18 protein-coding genes are annotated in these 15683 nt (G+C 65.0%); 13 read left to right on the top strand and 5 right to left on the bottom strand.

The features are described from left to right. Nucleotides 1-3: 3 nt before the first annotated feature. The 3 genes from AKG11_RS11170 to AKG11_RS11160 are packed head-to-tail and all read right to left on the bottom strand — an operon-like array spanning nucleotide 4 to nucleotide 2682. Nucleotides 4-1242: a vWA domain-containing protein gene (locus AKG11_RS11170; protein ID WP_050743930.1), complete on the bottom strand. Its 1239-nt coding sequence runs from the start codon at nucleotides 1240-1242 to the stop codon at nucleotides 4-6. Nucleotides 1243-1245: 3 nt separating this feature from the next. Next, nucleotides 1246-2172, bottom strand: coding sequence for an AAA family ATPase (locus tag AKG11_RS11165; RefSeq protein ID WP_050743929.1), 927 nt, complete (start codon nucleotides 2170-2172; stop codon nucleotides 1246-1248). Nucleotides 2173-2199: 27 nt separating this feature from the next. Then, entirely contained in the window at nucleotides 2200-2682 is a 483-nt protein-coding gene (locus AKG11_RS11160) for a flavin reductase family protein (RefSeq protein WP_081870678.1), read from the bottom strand. Between the two features lie 187 nt (nucleotides 2683-2869). Here AKG11_RS11160 and AKG11_RS11155 point away from each other — a divergent pair, with 187 nt between their 5' ends. The 7 genes from AKG11_RS11155 (at nucleotide 2870) to AKG11_RS11125 (ending at nucleotide 8667) form a co-directional block, all read left to right on the top strand. Further along, the gene (locus tag AKG11_RS11155) at nucleotides 2870-3946 is read left to right on the top strand and encodes an ABC transporter substrate-binding protein (RefSeq protein ID WP_050743928.1); all 1077 of its coding nucleotides are present in this window, start codon (nucleotides 2870-2872) and stop codon (nucleotides 3944-3946) included. After that, nucleotides 3943-4947 (top strand): P1 family peptidase, encoded by a 1005-nt coding sequence (locus AKG11_RS11150; RefSeq protein ID WP_050743927.1) that lies wholly within the window; start codon nucleotides 3943-3945, stop codon nucleotides 4945-4947. The genes AKG11_RS11155 and AKG11_RS11150 overlap by 4 nt, the downstream gene beginning before the upstream one ends. A 69-nt stretch (nucleotides 4948-5016) precedes the next feature. Then, nucleotides 5017-5694 carry a ribulose-phosphate 3-epimerase gene (gene rpe, locus AKG11_RS11145; protein ID WP_023516398.1) on the top strand — a complete coding sequence of 226 codons (678 nt, stop codon included), beginning with the start codon at nucleotides 5017-5019 and terminating at the stop codon, nucleotides 5692-5694. Then, nucleotides 5691-6425 (top strand): DUF2259 domain-containing protein, encoded by a 735-nt coding sequence (locus tag AKG11_RS11140; protein ID WP_088016516.1) that lies wholly within the window; start codon nucleotides 5691-5693, stop codon nucleotides 6423-6425. The genes rpe and AKG11_RS11140 overlap by 4 nt, the downstream gene beginning before the upstream one ends. 2 nt (nucleotides 6426-6427) lie before the next feature. Continuing rightward, complete coding sequence (locus AKG11_RS11135) at nucleotides 6428-6958, top strand: hypothetical protein (RefSeq protein WP_245290199.1); 531 nt, start codon at nucleotides 6428-6430, stop codon at nucleotides 6956-6958. A 64-nt stretch (nucleotides 6959-7022) separates the two neighbouring features. Next, nucleotides 7023-8330, top strand: a complete 1308-nt coding sequence (gene purB / locus AKG11_RS11130; RefSeq protein WP_050743926.1) for an adenylosuccinate lyase — start codon at nucleotides 7023-7025, stop codon at nucleotides 8328-8330. Nucleotides 8331-8430: 100 nt separating this feature from the next. Then, nucleotides 8431-8667: a hypothetical protein gene (locus AKG11_RS11125; RefSeq protein WP_023516394.1), complete on the top strand. Its 237-nt coding sequence runs from the start codon at nucleotides 8431-8433 to the stop codon at nucleotides 8665-8667. A 96-nt stretch (nucleotides 8668-8763) separates the two neighbouring features. On the opposite strand, the gene AKG11_RS11120 is transcribed toward AKG11_RS11125, so the two are convergent. Next, complete coding sequence (locus tag AKG11_RS11120) at nucleotides 8764-9567, bottom strand: DUF2189 domain-containing protein (RefSeq protein WP_050743925.1); 804 nt, start codon at nucleotides 9565-9567, stop codon at nucleotides 8764-8766. Between the two features lie 169 nt (nucleotides 9568-9736). Here AKG11_RS11120 and AKG11_RS11115 point away from each other — a divergent pair, with 169 nt between their 5' ends. Continuing rightward, nucleotides 9737-10297: an RBBP9/YdeN family alpha/beta hydrolase gene (locus AKG11_RS11115; RefSeq protein WP_050743924.1), complete on the top strand. Its 561-nt coding sequence runs from the start codon at nucleotides 9737-9739 to the stop codon at nucleotides 10295-10297. 118 nt (nucleotides 10298-10415) lie between these two features. After that, the gene (locus tag AKG11_RS11110; protein ID WP_088016515.1) at nucleotides 10416-13004 is read left to right on the top strand and encodes a sensor domain-containing protein; all 2589 of its coding nucleotides are present in this window, start codon (nucleotides 10416-10418) and stop codon (nucleotides 13002-13004) included. Between the two features lie 67 nt (nucleotides 13005-13071). Here AKG11_RS11110 and AKG11_RS11105 read toward each other — a convergent pair whose 3' ends face one another. Then, nucleotides 13072-13392 (bottom strand): DUF1476 domain-containing protein, encoded by a 321-nt coding sequence (locus AKG11_RS11105; RefSeq protein ID WP_023516477.1) that lies wholly within the window; start codon nucleotides 13390-13392, stop codon nucleotides 13072-13074. Nucleotides 13393-13618: 226 nt separating this feature from the next. Between AKG11_RS11105 and purC the strand changes: the two genes are divergently transcribed. From purC to purQ, 4 genes are read left to right on the top strand one after another with little or no spacing between them, the layout of a single operon-like run. Then, nucleotides 13619-14383 carry a phosphoribosylaminoimidazolesuccinocarboxamide synthase gene (gene purC / locus AKG11_RS11100; protein ID WP_024271230.1) on the top strand — a complete coding sequence of 255 codons (765 nt, stop codon included), beginning with the start codon at nucleotides 13619-13621 and terminating at the stop codon, nucleotides 14381-14383. A gap of 28 nt (nucleotides 14384-14411) precedes the next feature. Then, entirely contained in the window at nucleotides 14412-14654 is a 243-nt protein-coding gene (purS, locus tag AKG11_RS11095) for a phosphoribosylformylglycinamidine synthase subunit PurS (protein WP_023517061.1), read from the top strand. 15 nt (nucleotides 14655-14669) lie between these two features. After that, complete coding sequence (locus tag AKG11_RS11090; RefSeq protein ID WP_245290198.1) at nucleotides 14670-14930, top strand: hypothetical protein; 261 nt, start codon at nucleotides 14670-14672, stop codon at nucleotides 14928-14930. After that, nucleotides 14927-15598, top strand: a complete 672-nt coding sequence (gene purQ / locus AKG11_RS11085; protein ID WP_050743923.1) for a phosphoribosylformylglycinamidine synthase subunit PurQ — start codon at nucleotides 14927-14929, stop codon at nucleotides 15596-15598. The genes AKG11_RS11090 and purQ overlap by 4 nt, the downstream gene beginning before the upstream one ends. The last annotated feature ends 85 nt before the right edge of the window (nucleotides 15599-15683 follow it).

Below are 15683 nucleotides of genomic sequence, written 5' to 3'. Positions count from 1 at the left end.
TCCTCATGCCGCCGGCAGGAAACGCCGCGGATCGCCGGTGCCGCGCGGCGCCTCGCCGGAAAGCGCCGCCACCAGGTCGGCCATGGCCTCCAGATTGTGCACCGGCCGCAATTCGTCGACATGCGGCAGCATCGCCCGCACCCCGCGCGCCCGCGCCTCGAACCCTTCGAAGCGCAGGAGCGGATTGAGCCAGACGAGCCGCCGGCAGGAGCGGTGCAGCCGGTCCATCTCCTTTTCCAGGAGATCGATGCCCTCGCGCTCCAGCCCGTCGGTGATGAGCAGCACGACCGCGCCCTGCCCCAGCACGCGCCGCGACCAAAGCCGGTTGAACTCCTTCAGCGTCTCGCCGATGCGCGTGCCGCCGGACCAGTCGCTGACCGACTGGCTGCACGCCTCCACCGCGACATCGGGATCGCGGTGCCGCATCTGGCGCGTGACATTGCTGAGCCGCGTGCCGAACAGGAAGGCATGCAAGCGGTGGCGGTGCTCGCTCAGCGCATGCAGGAAATGCAGGAAGATGCGTGTGTACTGGCTCATCGAGCCGGAAATGTCGGCCAGCACCACGAGCGGCGGATGCACCGTCTTCGGCTTCCGGTGGCGCGGCAGGATCAGCGCGCCGCCGGTGCGCATGGCGTGGCGCATCGTGGCGCGCGCATCGATCGCCACCGGCCGGGTAGACCGGCGGAAACGGCGCGTGCGCACCTCGTCGAGAGGCAGCACGAGGTGCGCGATGGCACGCTTGGCGGCGGCAAGCTCCACCGCGGACATCTGCGCGAAATCCGTCTTGCGCAGCACCTCGCTGCCGGAGGCCGTGAACCGGGCGTCGATCTCGATATCCGGTTCGTCGCGCAGGCGCCGCTCGTCCTGCCGGCCACCGAACAGCGCATCGGAGACGCGCGTCTCGCCCGCCTTGCGTTTTTCGCGCTCTTCCTCGCGCCGCACCACCGGCGACATCAGCGCGATCATCTTGCCGACGAGATCGCGCGAGCGCCAGAAAAGCCGGAACGCCTCGTCGAACACCGCGTCGTCCTCATGCCGCTTGACCAGCGTCGCGTGCAGCGCCGTATAGAACTCCTCGCGCTCGCCGATGCCGATCGCCTGCACCGCCTCGATGGCATCCGTCACCGCGGCCGGCCCGATGCGCAGGCCCGCCTTGCGCAGAACACGGGCGAAGAACACGATATTGTCGGCAAGCCGCCCATCGAAGGCGTTTCCCGGCAGGCTGTTGTCCGCCGCCACCATCGCTCAGTTCGCCGCCGCCAGATCGGCCTTCACGCCGTCCAGCAGCCTGCGCCCCTCCGCGCCCTCGATGCGGGCGATATCGTCCTGGTATTTAAGCAGGGTCCCGAGCGTGTCGGACACGGTTTCCGGGTCGAGCGCGACACGGTCGAGCTCGGTAAGCGCCGTCGCCCAGTCGATCGTTTCGGCGACGCCCGGATTCTTGAAGAGATCGAGCCCGCGCAGCTTCTGCACATAGGCGACGACCTCCCGCGAAAGCGCCGCGTTGCAGCCCGGCACCTTGCGACGGATGATCTCCAGCTCCTGCACGGCGGCGGGATAATCGACCCAGTGGTAGAGACAGCGGCGCTTCAGCGCATCGTGCACCTCGCGGGTGCGGTTCGTCGTGATGATGACGATGGGCGGCTCTGCGGCACGGATGGTGCCGAGCTCGGGCACCGTCACCTGAAAATCGGACAGCACTTCGAGCAGGAAGGCCTCGAAGGCCTCGTCTGTGCGGTCCAGCTCGTCGATCAGGAAGACCGGCGCCCGGCCATCCGGCGCGGACAGCGCCTGCAGGACAGGCCGGCGGATGAGATAGCGCTCGGAGAAGATATCGGCCTCGATGCGGCCGCGATCCGTGGTGCCGGCGGCTTCGGCAAGGCGGATCTCCAGCATCTGCGCCGGATAGTTCCACTCGTAGACCGCCGAGGAAATGTCGAGGCCCTCGTAGCATTGCAGGCGGATCAGCGGGCGGTCGAGCGCGGCCGCGAGCACCTTGGCGATCTCGGTCTTGCCGACGCCGGCCTCGCCCTCCAGGAAGAGCGGTCGCTTCATGCGCAGCGCGAGAAACAGCACGGTTGCCAGCGAACGGCCGGCGAGATAGTTGCCCGCCGCCAGTATGTCCAGGGTATCGTCGATGGATTGCGGTATGTTTCCGCGCTGATAGGCCACGCCATTCCTCCGTCTGGAAGAACGAACTTATAGCGTGTGGTAGCCCCGGTCCATATAGAGAAGGGCCTGTCCGGGCTCCCCGAAGGAGACGCCCATCACCTCGCCGATCAGCACCATATGCGTCGCCATGACCTTGAGCTCGACGAGCCGGCAATCGAAGGCGGCCAGCGCATCCTTCAGAACGGGCGCACCGGTCACCAGGTCCTGCCAGTTGCCCATGGCAAAGCGCTGCTCGGATGTCAGCGACGGATCCCGACCGGAAAAAGCGTTGGCAAGATCGACCTGACCGGCCGAGAGCGTGTTGAGCGCAAAATTGCCGCTCTTCGAAAAGATCGCGTTCTTCGGATTGGACGCGTTGACGCAGGCGAGCACCATGGCCGGACTGTCCGACACCGAGCAGGCGGCGGTGATCGTCACCCCGCGCTTTTCGCCCGCATGTGCCGTCGTCACGATCTGCACATGGCCGGCATAGCGGCTCATCGCATCACGGTAGAGCGACGGGTCCAGCATCAATCTGTCCAACACGGCATTCTCCTTCACCACAGGTGATACATGGCGAAAGTGAAGAAAAATGTAAGCCCCGTTCTCGAATTTTCCTGTCCCATCAGAGACAAGGCCGCTCCCTGCATCGATATTTCTCTTTGACGCTGCCGGCCCGTTCCTTACAAAGAGCGTCATCGTGATCGATGGATTGAGAATGAGAGCCGCTTTCCTAGCCTGCCTGCTCGGCGCCTCGGTGCTTGCCGCCTCTCCCGCGGCAGCGGCAGGCCTCACCTTTGCCGTGGTCGCGCCGACGGAAGGACCGCTCGCCATTCTCGGCCAACAGGTGCGCGACGGCGCCCGCTTCGCCGCACAGGCGAACGGCGACACGGTGGTGGATATTCCCGAGGCCTGCGACGAGAGCGACGGCGCGGCGATCGGCAAGGCGATCCTTGCGGCAGACGCTGTCGCCGCTGTCGGCTTTCTTTGCACGGAAGGGCTTGCAGCCGCCCTGCCCGCCCTTGCCGAGGCGAAGGTGCCGGCAATCACGCTTTCCGTGCGCTCGGGCATCCTCATGGAGGATGCGCTGAAGAAGAAATGGCCGCTCTTCCGCCTCGCCCCGGGGCCGAAGGCGGAGGCCGACAAGGCGGTGGAGGTCATCGTCAGGGATTGGAAGGCCGAGCCGTTCGCGCTCATCGACGACGGCACGATCCATGCCCGCGAACTGGTCGAGACGATCCGGCTGCGGCTGGAGGAGGTCGGCATGAAGGCCGCCTTCGTCGATACCTACCGCCCGGCACAGGAACAGCAGCTTACCCTCGTTCGTCGTCTCGCCCAGACGGGGGTTACCCGCGTCTTCGTCGGCGGCGACCGGACGGATATCGCGGTGATCGCGCGCGATGCCAGGGCGGAAAAGGTGGCGCTGACACTTATCGGCGGCGAAGCCCTTCTGGGCGCCGATCCGCTCGTGCCGATGACCGATGGCGTCGAGGCGATCGCGCTGCCGGATTACCAGGCCTTGCCGGAAGGCGAAGCCATCGCGGCGGCGATGAAGGAAAAGAACATTTTTGCAGAAGGCTACGTGCTGCCGGCCCATGCCGCCGTCACCGTCCTTGCGACGGCAGCGAGCCGGGGGGGCGATCTGGCAACGGCGCTTTCCGGCGAGCCTTTCCCCACGGCGCTCGGCACGGTCGCCTTTGGCGCCGACCATGAACTGCGCGAAAATCCCTATCGCCTGCTCGTCTGGCGCGCCGGCGCCTTCATGCCGGCCGAGGCGGCGCCGGAGAGCGAATGATGCGGCCCGGCCCGAACAACCGTTTGACGGACGTCGCCGGGCTCACGGTCGGCAACGCCACGGACCATCGCCTTCGTTCCGGCGTCACCGTCGTCCTCTGCACCGAACCGGCGACGGCTGCCGTGCAGGTGCTGGGCGGCGCGCCGGGCACGCGCGAGACGGATCTTCTCGAGCCGCACAACACCGTCGAGACCGTCGACGCGCTGGTCCTGTCCGGCGGCTCGGCCTTCGGGCTCGATGCGGCATCGGGCGTTCAGGCCGGCCTTCGCGAAATGGGGCGCGGCTTTGCCGTCGGCCCCCACCGCGTGCCGATCGTCCCGGCCGCCATCCTCTTCGACCTGATGAACGGCGGCGACAAGGATTGGGGGCGCTACCCGCCCTATCGCGAACTCGGTTATGCGGCGCTTGCCGGGGCGGGAGCGGATTTTGCCACCGGTAGCGTGGGTGCCGGCACCGGCGCGCTGACGGCAACCTACAAGGGCGGGCTCGGCACCGCCTCCAGTGTGGTCGAGGGCGGCTTCACGATCGGCGCGCTCGTGGCGGTCAATGCGCTCGGCTCCGCCACCGTCGGCGATACGCGGCATTTCTGGGCAGCGCCCTTCGAGGAGGCGAACGAATTCGGCGGTCTCGGCCTGCCCTTCCCCTTCCCGCCCGAAGCCCGCACGCCGCGCACGAAGCTGTCCCGGCGGCCGACCGGCACCGAGAACACGACGATCGCCGTCATCGCCACCGATGCGGTCCTTAACAAGGCCGAGGCGAAGCGGCTGGCGATTGCCGCGCATGACGGTTTTGCCCGCGCCCTCTGGCCGGCCCATACGCCGCTCGACGGCGACCTCGTCTTCGCGCTTGCGACCGGCGGGAGCGGCCGCCGGCCGGCACCGGAGGACTTCATCACGCTCTGCGCCGCCGCTGCCGCCACCATGGCGCGCGCCATCGCCCGCGGCGTGCACGATGCGACGCCGATGCCCGGCGACGCGCTGCCAAGCTGGGCCCTGCGGTAATTCAACCGTTGTTCGCCCCTGCCGGGAGTGGTATGGCGACGCCAAAATTCCTTGCTCACGGAGCCTGACATGACCCTTCCCATCCGGATCGCGCCCTCCATCCTCGCCGCCGACTATGCGAAACTCGGCCAGGAAGTGCGCGACGTCGTTGCGGCCGGGGCGGACTGGATCCACCTCGACATCATGGACGGCCATTTCGTGCCGAACATCTCCTTCGGCCCCGACGTCATCAAGGCGCTGCGCCCGCACACCGACGCCTTCTTCGACTGCCACCTGATGATCGCACCCGCCGACCCCTATCTGGAAGCCTTCGCGAAGGCCGGCTGCGACGGCATCACCGTGCATGCCGAGGCCGGTCCCCATCTCGACCGCTCGCTGCAGGCGATCCGCGCGCTCGGCAAGCGTGCGGGCGTTTCGATCAATCCGGCCACCTCGGAAAGCGTGCTGGACTACCTGCTCGACAAGATCGACCTCATCCTCGTCATGACGGTCAACCCCGGATTCGGCGGCCAGAAGTTCATTCCCGCCATGCAGGAAAAGCTGCGCCGCGTGCGGAAAATGGTTGGCGACCGGCCGATCGACATCCAGGTCGACGGCGGCATTGCGGTCGATACGATTGCAATGCCGGCCGCTGCCGGCGCGAATGTCTTCGTCGCGGGCTCGGCCATCTTCAGCGGCGGTCATGTTGACGCCTATCGCAAAACCATCGACACTTTGCGCGGCAATGCGGAGGGAGCGCGGGCGTGACGATTTTCCGGAAAGCGGCAGGCGCGCTTGCAGCCTGCCTGCTGGCAGCGACGGCGGCCACCGCCGGCGACTTCTCGACCTTCCAGTCGCTCGGCTTTTCGCCTGACGGCAAGGTCTACGCCTTCGAGGAATTCGGCGTCCAGGACGGCTCCGGCTTTCCCTATTCCAACGTCTATTTCATCGACACGGCGAAGGACGCCTATCTCTCGGGCACACCGATCCGCGTGCGCATCGACGACGAGGCGGCCGACATCGCCACGGTGCGCGCGCAAAGCCGCGACAAGGCCAAGGCACTGATCGAGACGCACAAGGTGCTCTCCAATCCCGGCGTTCTGGCCGCCTTCAACCCGATGGGAGAAGTCGGCGCTGACCGCAACCGTATCGAATATCTGCAATATGCGGTCGAACCGACGCCGGGCGGCAGTTTCGCCCTTGCGCTGGAGGATATCCCGCTGGCGCTCTCCGACAAATGCCGCGACATCACGCCGGACGGCGGCAAGGGGTTTCGCCTGAAGCTCGTCAAGCGTGATGGCGAGACGGCCGACACGGTTGTGCACAAGGATACGCGGATACCCGACAGCCGCGCCTGCCCGCTCTCCTACCAGGTTTCCGGCGCGCTCACCTTCAATCCGCTCGATGGCGACCCGGTCCACGTCGCGCTCGTTCTGGTGCGCAGCTTCGGTTTCGAGGGCGCTGACGGCCGCTGGATCGCCGTGCCCTTCCGGCCCTGATCGTGGAGCTGGCCGCGGCGGCACGGGATGACACGGGCGCTGCGAGGCTGAAACCGTCCGCGCCGATCTTCCCGCCGTTGCCGGTCCTTCTCGGCGGCGCCCTTGGCTGGGGCGCGCTGATGGCGGCCTGTGCCGTTGTCTCGCTGACGCTGCAGGGCCGCGCGGAAAACTTCCAGCTTCTGCGCATCCTCGCGATCTATTTCGCGGGAGGCCTTGCCGCTTGGCCCATCGCCCTGCCGGTGGCCCGTGTCCTCACCCGCCACCGGCCGTTCGAAACCCGTTTTGCCGCCCATTTCGCACTGCTCAGCCTCGGCACCATCGCCGTGACGGCCTTTTTCTTCGCCCTGGACTACCGGCTGTTCTACGCGCAATGGCACCACCCGCCCGGCACGCGCATCTGGCTCTACCAGTTCATCTTCACTATAGCCGGGGCAGTCTACCAGTTTCTCGTCATGGGCCTCAGCCTCTATCTGCCGGTCGGATTGCCGGTCGTTGTAGGCGCCAGCCTGTGGCTCTCCCGATCCAAACGTTGAGCTTGCCGGCCATCTTTGCTAAAGCGGCGGCAATTCCCACCCTCCCAAGGAAAGCCTAGAGCCGATGATCCCTCGCTATTCCCGACCGGACATGGTCGCCATCTGGTCGCCCGAAACGAAGTTCCGCATCTGGTTCGAAATCGAAGCCTATGCCTGCGATGCGCTCGCCGAGCTCGGCGTCATCCCGAAATCGGCGGCCGAAACGATCTGGGAAAAGGGCGGAAAGGCCGAATTCGACGTCGCCCGCATCGACGAGATCGAGGCCGTCACCAAGCATGACGTCATCGCCTTCCTGACGCACCTTGCCGAGTTCGTCGGCCCGGACAGCCGCTTCGTGCACCAGGGCATGACCTCCTCCGACGTGCTCGACACAACCTTCAACATCCAGCTCGTGCGCGCCGCCGACATCCTTCTCGCCGACATGGACCGTGTTCTTGCGGCGCTGAAGACGCGCGCCTTCGAACACAAGGATACGATCCGCATCGGCCGCAGCCATGGCATCCACGCCGAGCCGACGACGATGGGCCTGACACTCGCGCGCTTCTATGCCGAGATGGACCGCAACCGCGCCCGCCTCGTTGCCGCCCGCGCGGAAATCGCTACCGGTGCGATCTCCGGTGCCGTCGGCACCTTCGCCAACATCGATCCGCGCGTCGAGGAACATGTCTGCGTCAAGCTGGGCCTGACGCCGGAGCCGGTCTCCACGCAGGTCATCCCGCGCGACCGCCACGCCATGTTCTTCGCCACGCTCGGCGTCATCGCCTCGTCCATCGAGAACGTCGCCATCGAGATCCGCCACATGCAGCGCACGGAAGTGCTGGAGGCGGAAGAGTTCTTCTCGCCGGGCCAGAAGGGCTCGTCCGCCATGCCGCACAAGCGCAACCCGGTGCTGACGGAAAACCTGACGGGCCTTGCCCGTCTCGTGCGCATGGCCGTCACCCCCGCCATGGAGAATGTGGCGCTCTGGCACGAGCGCGACATTTCCCACTCCAGCGTCGAGCGCGGCATCGGCCCCGATACGACGATCACCTTGGACTTCGCGCTGAACCGGCTTGCCGGCGTCATCGAGAAGCTGGTGATCTACCCGGACAACATGCTGAAGAATCTCAACAAGTTCCGTGGCCTCGTTCACTCGCAGCGCGTTCTGCTTGCCCTTACGCAAGCCGGCGTTTCGCGCGAAGATTCCTATCGCCTCGTGCAGCGCAATGCGATGAAGGTCTGGGAACAGGGCAAGGATTTCCTGGAGGAGCTTCTGGCCGATGCCGAGGTGCGCGCCGCGCTCTCGGAGGAGCAGATCCGCGAAAAATTCGATCTCGGTTACCACACGAAGCACGTCGACACGATCTTCCGCCGCGTTTTCGGCACCGTGTAACCGTTTGCCGAAGTCGGCCGGCGAAGCCTCTTCGCCGGCCGGTCCCTCTGTATTAGACTTCCCTTGCGTGCAATGACGCACGCCATCCTGGGGGCTGAACATGAGGTTTCCTGCTGCCGCGCTTCTCGCCACGGCCTTGTTTGCCGGAACGGCGCAAGCACAAACACCGCAATCCGTCATCGACCTTCTGACCGCCGGCTACGACATCATCAACGTATCGCCGATCGCCGAAAGTTATGCGGTCTTTCTGGAGAAGGACGACACGGTCGTCATTTGCCAGATCGGCTTCAAGGACGGCGCGTTTTCCACCGACAAATGCTATCCGCTGACCAAATGACCGCCGGAAACAGCGATGGCGCCAATGGCGCCATCGCTCCCCTCTGACGGGCGGCCTTGCACTCTCCTCCCGGCGCGTGCCGCCCGCAAAACCGCGTCAGCGTCGCTCGTCGACGACGATCTTGCGATAGAGATGCCAGGTGGCATGGCCGAGGATCGGCATGATCACGGCGAGGCCGACGAAGACCGGGATGGAGCCGACGATCAGCAGCGCGGCAACGATCAGGCCCCAGCAGGCGATCGGCACCGGGTTCACCAATGTGGCGCGCAGCGAGGTCTCGATCGCTGCCACGGCGCCGACGTCCCGGTCGAGCAGCATGGGAAAGGCGATCACGGTCGTCGCCAGCACCACGAGCGCGAAGCAGAAACCGATGGCATTGCCGGCGAGCATCAGCAGCAACCCGTTCTCCGAGCCGAAGACCGAGGCAAGGAACAGGGCCAGCGACTGCGGCGGTTCCGGCCCGAACAGGCTGGTATAGAGCACCTGCGCAAAGACCAGCCAGGCGATGAACAGCGACATCAGCATGGCGCCGACGGCGAGGATGGATGGCAGGGCCGGCGAGTTGCGCACCTCCAGCGCATGGCGCCAGGAGGTGTCCATGCACCGCTCGCGCCGCCGGCTGATCTCATAGAGGCCGATCGCGAAGAACGGGCCGAGCAGTGCGAAACCGGCCACCAGCGGAAAGATCAGCGGCAGCATGTTGGCGCCGGAACTCCAGGTGACGAGCACAACGCCCGCGATCGGATAGATGAGGCTGAGAAAGACGTAGTGGGACGGCTTGGCGCGAAAATCGTCGAAGCCGAGGCGAAGCGCATCCATCACATCGGACATGCCGATCCGCCGGATCGCCGGGTGCGCCACCATCGCGTCGTGGCCTGCCATCACATGAAATGTCGTCATGACAATTCCTCCTTGCCGGTTCGAGACCGTCTCGGCACGCGCGTGGAGGGCAATCGTCCGCCAGCACGACGGGCCGTGATTGGCATTGAAGGGGTGGAATCATACACCCGCAGCGATGATTTGTCCCTCCCCCTTGACTTCAGCACTTCGTGAACGCACATGCCGGCGCATGAAAGCCTCAGAAGCAGAAATCCTCATCGTCCCCGGATATACCAATTCCGGACCCGAGCACTGGCAGAGCCGCTGGCAGTCCAAGCTCGGCTCGGCGCGGCGCGTCGAGCAGGCCGAATGGTCCAAGCCCGTGCGCGAGGACTGGGTGCAGCGCGTGATCGACGAGGTCGCGGCCGCCAGCAAGCCCGTCGTGCTCGTCGCCCATTCGCTGGGCGTGGCGGCGGCGATCCATGCCGCTCCGCATCTTGGCAACAAGGTCGCCGGCGCCTTTCTCGTGGCGCCGCCCGATGTCGCCAATGACAGTATCCGGCCGAAACACCTGATGACCTTCGGCCCCTATCCACGCGAGCCGCTCGTCTTCCCCTCGCTCGTCGTGGCGAGCCGGAACGATCCCTTCGGCACCTACGAGCATGCCGACGACATCGCTGCCGCCTGGGGCTCGATGCTGCTCGATGCGGGCGAGGCCGGGCATATCAACACGGAGTCCGGGCATGGCCCCTGGCCGGAAGGCACGATGGTGTTCGCCCAGTTCCTGAGCCGCCTCAGGGCGCCCGAATAATGAGCGCCCAAGTGGCGTACACCTCCGCGTGGTGTGTGCCTCCGGTACACCATTAAGAGGAATTTCATAGAAATCCGGCACGCTGATCCTGTTGAGTTCCAAGCAGGCGCCGCGTTTCATGGCCAAACCATCCGGTTCGACCTCCATTGCCGTGCATGAAACGGAGCGCGAGCCGTTTTATCGCCGGCTTTTCGCACGATCCGGATTCGGCTTTGCCGCGCTCGATTCCGAAGGACGCATCCTCGACGCAAACGGGACGTTCTTGCGAGCCTTCGGCGTCTCTTCTCCCTCCCGGCTACCGCCCTTCCCCGACTGCGTCTCGCCAAGGGACCGCGCCGTCATCACCTTTGCGATGCGCCCGAGCCTTGCCGAGCAGACACCGTGGGAGATCCGGTTGCAGCGGCCGGATGGCGCCGAATTCTGGGTCCTCGCGTCCTTCGCCGAAGCGCCTGTTCTGCCCGGCGAGCCGCTGGCGCCCGCCCTCATCGTCCAGACCACTGATATCGACGAGCGCAAGCGCAATGCGCTCGAGTTGGCGGAGCGCGAAAGCCGCTGGAACCATGCGCTCGAATCCGCCGGTCAGGGCGTCTGGGACCACGATTTCGCCCGCGGCGACCTCTTCTATTCCCGCCAATGGCGGGCGATCCGTGGCCTCCGGCCGGATGAACCCATCGATGCCTCGCTGGAGGGATGGCTCCAGTGCGTGCATCCCGACGACCGGGCGCATGTCCTGGAGGAAATCCACAAGCAGGAGACCGGCGAGACGCCGTTCAACATGTTCTCCTATCGCGAGCGCCACAAGAACGGCCATTGGGTCTGGATCGAAAGCCGCGGCGCCGTCGTCGACTACGGGGCTGACGGCAAGCCGACCCGCATCGCCGGCACGGACACGGACATAACCGAGCGCAAGGAAGCCGAAGAACGCCTCGCCCAGATGTCGCGGCGCCTGGAGCTGGCGCTCGGCGTCTCGCGCATTGGCGTCTTCGACGTCAACCTGCAGACCGGCGAGGTCCGCTGGGACGACCGCATGATCGAGATGTACGGCGTTACGGAAAAGCCGGACGCCGGCACGTGGGAACGGACGCTTCATCCGCAGGATCAGTCGAAAGCAAAGGCAAAGGTCAACGACAATCTCACCCGCAGCCAGGATTTCGCCAACGAGTTCCGCATCATCCGCGGCGACGGCGAAATCCGTCACATCCGCAGCCGTGCGGCCCCCTATGTCGACATCGCCGGCGCACCACGCCTCATCGGCGTGAACTGGGACGTCACGGACGACATGCGGCTGCAGGAGGAGCTGCAACATGCCAAGGACCTGGCAGAGGCGCGCAACGCGGAACTGGAAGCCGCCCGGGCACGCATCGAATACACCGCCCTGCACGATCACCTGACCGGTCTGCCGAACCGCCGCTATCTCGATACCACCATCGAGGCTGCCGCGCGGCAGGCACAGCAGACCGGCAGCCGCCTTGCCGTGCTGCATATCGATCTCGACCGCTTCAAGGAAATCAACGATACGCTGGGGCACCTTGCCGGCGACCAGATGCTCGTGCACGCCGCCGGCGTGCTGAATGAACTGAAAGGCCCCGATGACTTCGTCGCCCGCATCGGCGGCGACGAGTTCGTCTTCCTGTCCGCTGGCTCTGCCGGGCGCAACCTTGCCATGCTCGCCGAGGCGATCGTCGCGGCGATGCGCAAGCCCGTCACCTTCAACGGCCACATCTGCCGCTTCGGTGCCAGCGTCGGCATCGCCAGCCAGTCGGGCGCCGGCATCGACGCCAAACAGCTTCTCGTCAATGCCGACCTCGCGCTCTATCGCGCCAAGAACCGCGGACGCAGCCGGCACGAGTTCTTCACCAGCGACTTCCAGGCGCAGATCATCGTCAACAAGCAGACGGCCGACGAAATTCTCACCGGCATCGAGCAGCAGCGTTTCCTGCCCTATTACCAGCCGCAGTTCTGCGCCCGTACGCTCGACGTCGTCGGTGTCGAGACGCTGGCGCGCTGGGACCACCCGACCCGCGGCATCCTCGCACCCGACACCTTCCTGAAGATCGCCGAGGATCTCGATTGCGTGGCGATGATCGACCGGATCGTGCTGGAAAAGTCGCTTGGCGACTATGCCGACTGGCAAGCGCTCGACCTCGGCATCGAAAAGATCTCGGTCAATGTCTCCTCCAAGCGCCTGCACGACCCGGAACTCGCACGCTCGCTGCATACGCTCGCCATTCGCCCGAAGTCCCTTTCCTTCGAACTCCTGGAATCGATCTTCCTCGACGATTGCGACCGCACCGTGCTGGAAAACCTCGCCGAGATGCGCAAACTCGGCATCGACATCGAGATCGACGATTTCGGCACCGGCCACGCCTCGATCATCAGCCTGATGAAGCTCTCGCCGCGCCGGCTGAAGATCGACCGGCAGCTCGTCAAGCCGGTCAGCCGCTCCCCCGGCCAGCGCAAGCTCGTCGGCACCATCGTCGAGATCGGCCGCTCGCTGAACATCGAAGTCGTCGCCGAAGGCGTGGAGACGCCGGCCCATGTCGCCATTATGCGCGATCTCGGCTGCGACATCCTGCAGGGCTATGCGCTCGCCAGACCCATGCCGGCCGCGGCCATTCCCGATTTCGTGCGCCGCCAGGAATGGCGCAACCAGGGCGGCACCGTACGCGACCTCCAGAGCGAGGTCCGCAGGGCCGTCACCCGCTAGAATCGAAAAAAGCCGCCCGGCAGTACCGGACGGCTTTTCGAAACATGGTATCACGGCAGAGCGCCGATCAGCCAACTTCGAGCTGCGCGATGGCGACGGCCAGGAGTTCGATCATCTGGACGCGGATTTCGTCTTCGCTGCGGGCAATGCCAGCAGCATCGAAATCGGCCTTGACCTTGCGCACGACGTCCTCGTGGCCGACTTCCTCGAAATCGGCGGCAACGACTTCCTTGGCATAGGCGTCCGCCTCGCCGTCGGTCTTGCCAAGCAGGCCCGCGGCCCACAGGCCGACCAGCTTGTTGCGGCGCGCTTCGGCCCTGAAGCGCAGCTCCTCGTCCAGCGCGAACTTGGCCTCGAAGGCCTTTTCCCGATCCTGCATGTTCGTCATCGATGACTCCCGTAGATTCTTTAACCCGTTAGGCTCCCCGCCCATAAATCAAAACGACGGCAAAAGTGCAATGCGAACTTTCGTGACCGCGCCGGCTTCCCGCAAAGGCCGGAAAACGGGGGATCGACAGCGACAGCGATTGTTAAAGTGCGGCATTTCGTTTATGGGAGCGCAAACGAACGACACCTGCGCGGGCCCAAACGCGCCAACAACAGAGACAAAATCCATGAACCGTCGCCGCCGTATCTACGAGGGCAAGGCCAAGATCCTGTACGAGGGTCCCGAGCCGGGCACGCTGATCCAGTTTTTCAAGGATGATGCGACCGCCTTCAACAAGAAGAAGCACGATATTATCGACGGAAAGGGTGTGCTGAACAACCGGATTTCCGAGTACATCTTCACCCAGCTCAACAAGATGGGCATCCCGACGCACTTCATCCGCCGGCTCAACATGCGCGAGCAGCTGATCAAGGAAGTCGAGATCATCCCGCTCGAAGTGGTCGTGCGCAACGTCGCCGCCGGCTCGCTGTCCAAGCGCCTCGGCATCGAGGAAGGCACCGTGCTGCCGCGCTCGATCATCGAGTTCTATTTCAAGGCCGATGCGCTCGAAGACCCGATGGTCTCCGAGGAGCACATCACCGCTTTCGGCTGGGCAAGCCCCCAGGAACTCGACGACATCATGGCGCTCGCCATTCGCGTCAACGACTTCCTCTCCGGCCTCTTCCTCGGTGTCGGCATTCAGCTCGTCGATTTCAAGATCGAGTGCGGCCGTCTCTATGAAGGCGACATGATGCGCATCATCATCGCCGACGAGATCTCGCCCGACAGCTGCCGCCTCTGGGACATCGCCACCCAGGAGAAGATGGACAAGGACCGCTTCCGCCGCGACATGGGCGGCCTGGTCGAAGCCTATCAGGAAGTGGCCCGCCGCCTCGGCATCATCAACGAGAACGAGCCCGTGCGCGGCACCGGCCCGGTTCTGGTGAAGTAACACGCCTCCCAAGGATGGACAGACAGACATGATCAAGGCACGCGTAACGGTTACGCTCAAGAATGGTGTTTTGGACCCGCAGGGCAAGGCGATCGAAGGCGCCCTCGGCAGCCTCGGCTTCGACGGCGTCGGCCAGGTCCGCCAGGGCAAGGTCTTCGACCTGGAGCTCGCGACCGCCGACCGCGCCAAGGCCGAGGCCGACCTCAAGGCCATGTGCGACAAGCTGCTGGCCAACACGGTAATCGAGAACTATACTATCGCCCTCGCCTGACGGTTGAAGGAGACGATGGTGACGGATATCTCTCAGGGACTGATGTACGAGCTTATGAACCGTATCCAGTCCGACCTTGTCACGCTCAAGGACGGCCAGAGAGATATGCGGCAGGATATCGTAAGTCTGCGAAATCACATGCATGTCATGCAAGGGGACATCAACAACCTGCACGGCAGCATGGCACAGGTATTGACACGCCTCGACCGTATCGAAAACCGCCTCGAACTGCGTGAACTCGCCGAGGCCCAGGCAAGGTTTGAACCACACCCATGAAGTCCGCCGTCGTCCAACTTCCCGGCCTCAATCGTGACCGCGACATGATCGCGGCGCTGACCAAGATCTCCGGCCAGGCGCCGGTCACCGTCTGGCAGACGGAAACGGAACTGCCGGATGTCGACCTGATCGTCATCCCGGGGGGCTTCTCCTACGGCGACTATCTGCGCTGCGGCGCGATCGCCGCCCGCATGCCCGTCATGCAGGCGATCAAGGCCAAGGCCGAGGCCGGCGTGAAGGTGCTGGGCGTCTGCAACGGCTTCCAGATCCTGCTCGAATCCGGCCTGCTGCCCGGCGCGCTGATGCGCAATGCCTCGCTGAAATTCGTCTGCCGCGAAGTGAAGCTGGAAGTGGTGAACGCCGAGACCGACTTCACCCGCGCCTACGACAAGGGTCAGGTCATCCGCTGCCCGGTCGCCCATCACGACGGCAACTATTTCGCCGACGCCGAGACGCTCGCCGCCGTCGAAGGCAATGGCCAGGTCGTGTTCCGCTATGCGGAAGGCACCAATCCGAACGGCTCGATCAACGACATTGCCGGCGTGATGAACACGAAGGGCAACGTGCTCGGCCTGATGCCGCACCCGGAAAACCTCATCGAAGTCGCCCATGGCGGTTCCGACGGCCGCGGCCTCTTCGCCTCGGTGCTCGACGTCATCGCGGCTTGAGACGCCTCGAAAAACCTTTGGGCCGGGAGTGATTGCGATCTGCCGGCCCGCGGGTTCATGCCGAAGCCAGGGATTGGCTCGGATG

It is taken from the genome of Shinella sp. SUS2 (assembly GCF_001262505.1).
GTDB lineage: Bacteria > Pseudomonadota > Alphaproteobacteria > Rhizobiales > Rhizobiaceae > Shinella.
The sequence above is the reverse complement of the archived record's forward strand: the minus strand, read 5'-3'. Positions and strand labels throughout refer to the sequence as shown.

Bases quoted from the DNA above. Each gene is read 5' to 3' on its own strand.
- rpe (WP_023516398.1), top strand. From the start codon at position 5,017: ATGACCCTTCCCATCCGGATCGCGCCCTCCATCCTCGCCGCCGACTAT.
- AKG11_RS11160 (WP_081870678.1), bottom strand. From the start codon at position 2,682: ATGCTGGACCCGTCGCTCTACCGTGATGCGATGAGCCGCTATGCCGGC.
- AKG11_RS11120 (WP_050743925.1), bottom strand. From the start codon at position 9,567: ATGACGACATTTCATGTGATGGCAGGCCACGACGCGATGGTGGCGCAC.
- AKG11_RS11170 (WP_050743930.1), bottom strand. From the start codon at position 1,242: ATGGTGGCGGCGGACAACAGCCTGCCGGGAAACGCCTTCGATGGGCGG.
- AKG11_RS11125 (WP_023516394.1), top strand. From the start codon at position 8,431: ATGAGGTTTCCTGCTGCCGCGCTTCTCGCCACGGCCTTGTTTGCCGGA.
- AKG11_RS11115 (WP_050743924.1), top strand. From the start codon at position 9,737: ATGAAAGCCTCAGAAGCAGAAATCCTCATCGTCCCCGGATATACCAAT.
- AKG11_RS11150 (WP_050743927.1), top strand. From the start codon at position 3,943: ATGATGCGGCCCGGCCCGAACAACCGTTTGACGGACGTCGCCGGGCTC.
- purQ (WP_050743923.1), top strand. From the start codon at position 14,927: ATGAAGTCCGCCGTCGTCCAACTTCCCGGCCTCAATCGTGACCGCGAC.
- purB (WP_050743926.1), top strand. From the start codon at position 7,023: ATGATCCCTCGCTATTCCCGACCGGACATGGTCGCCATCTGGTCGCCC.
- AKG11_RS11155 (WP_050743928.1), top strand. From the start codon at position 2,870: ATGAGAGCCGCTTTCCTAGCCTGCCTGCTCGGCGCCTCGGTGCTTGCC.
- purS (WP_023517061.1), top strand. From the start codon at position 14,412: ATGATCAAGGCACGCGTAACGGTTACGCTCAAGAATGGTGTTTTGGAC.
- purC (WP_024271230.1), top strand. From the start codon at position 13,619: ATGAACCGTCGCCGCCGTATCTACGAGGGCAAGGCCAAGATCCTGTAC.
- AKG11_RS11105 (WP_023516477.1), bottom strand. From the start codon at position 13,392: ATGACGAACATGCAGGATCGGGAAAAGGCCTTCGAGGCCAAGTTCGCG.
- AKG11_RS11090 (WP_245290198.1), top strand. From the start codon at position 14,670: ATGGTGACGGATATCTCTCAGGGACTGATGTACGAGCTTATGAACCGT.
- AKG11_RS11110 (WP_088016515.1), top strand. From the start codon at position 10,416: ATGGCCAAACCATCCGGTTCGACCTCCATTGCCGTGCATGAAACGGAG.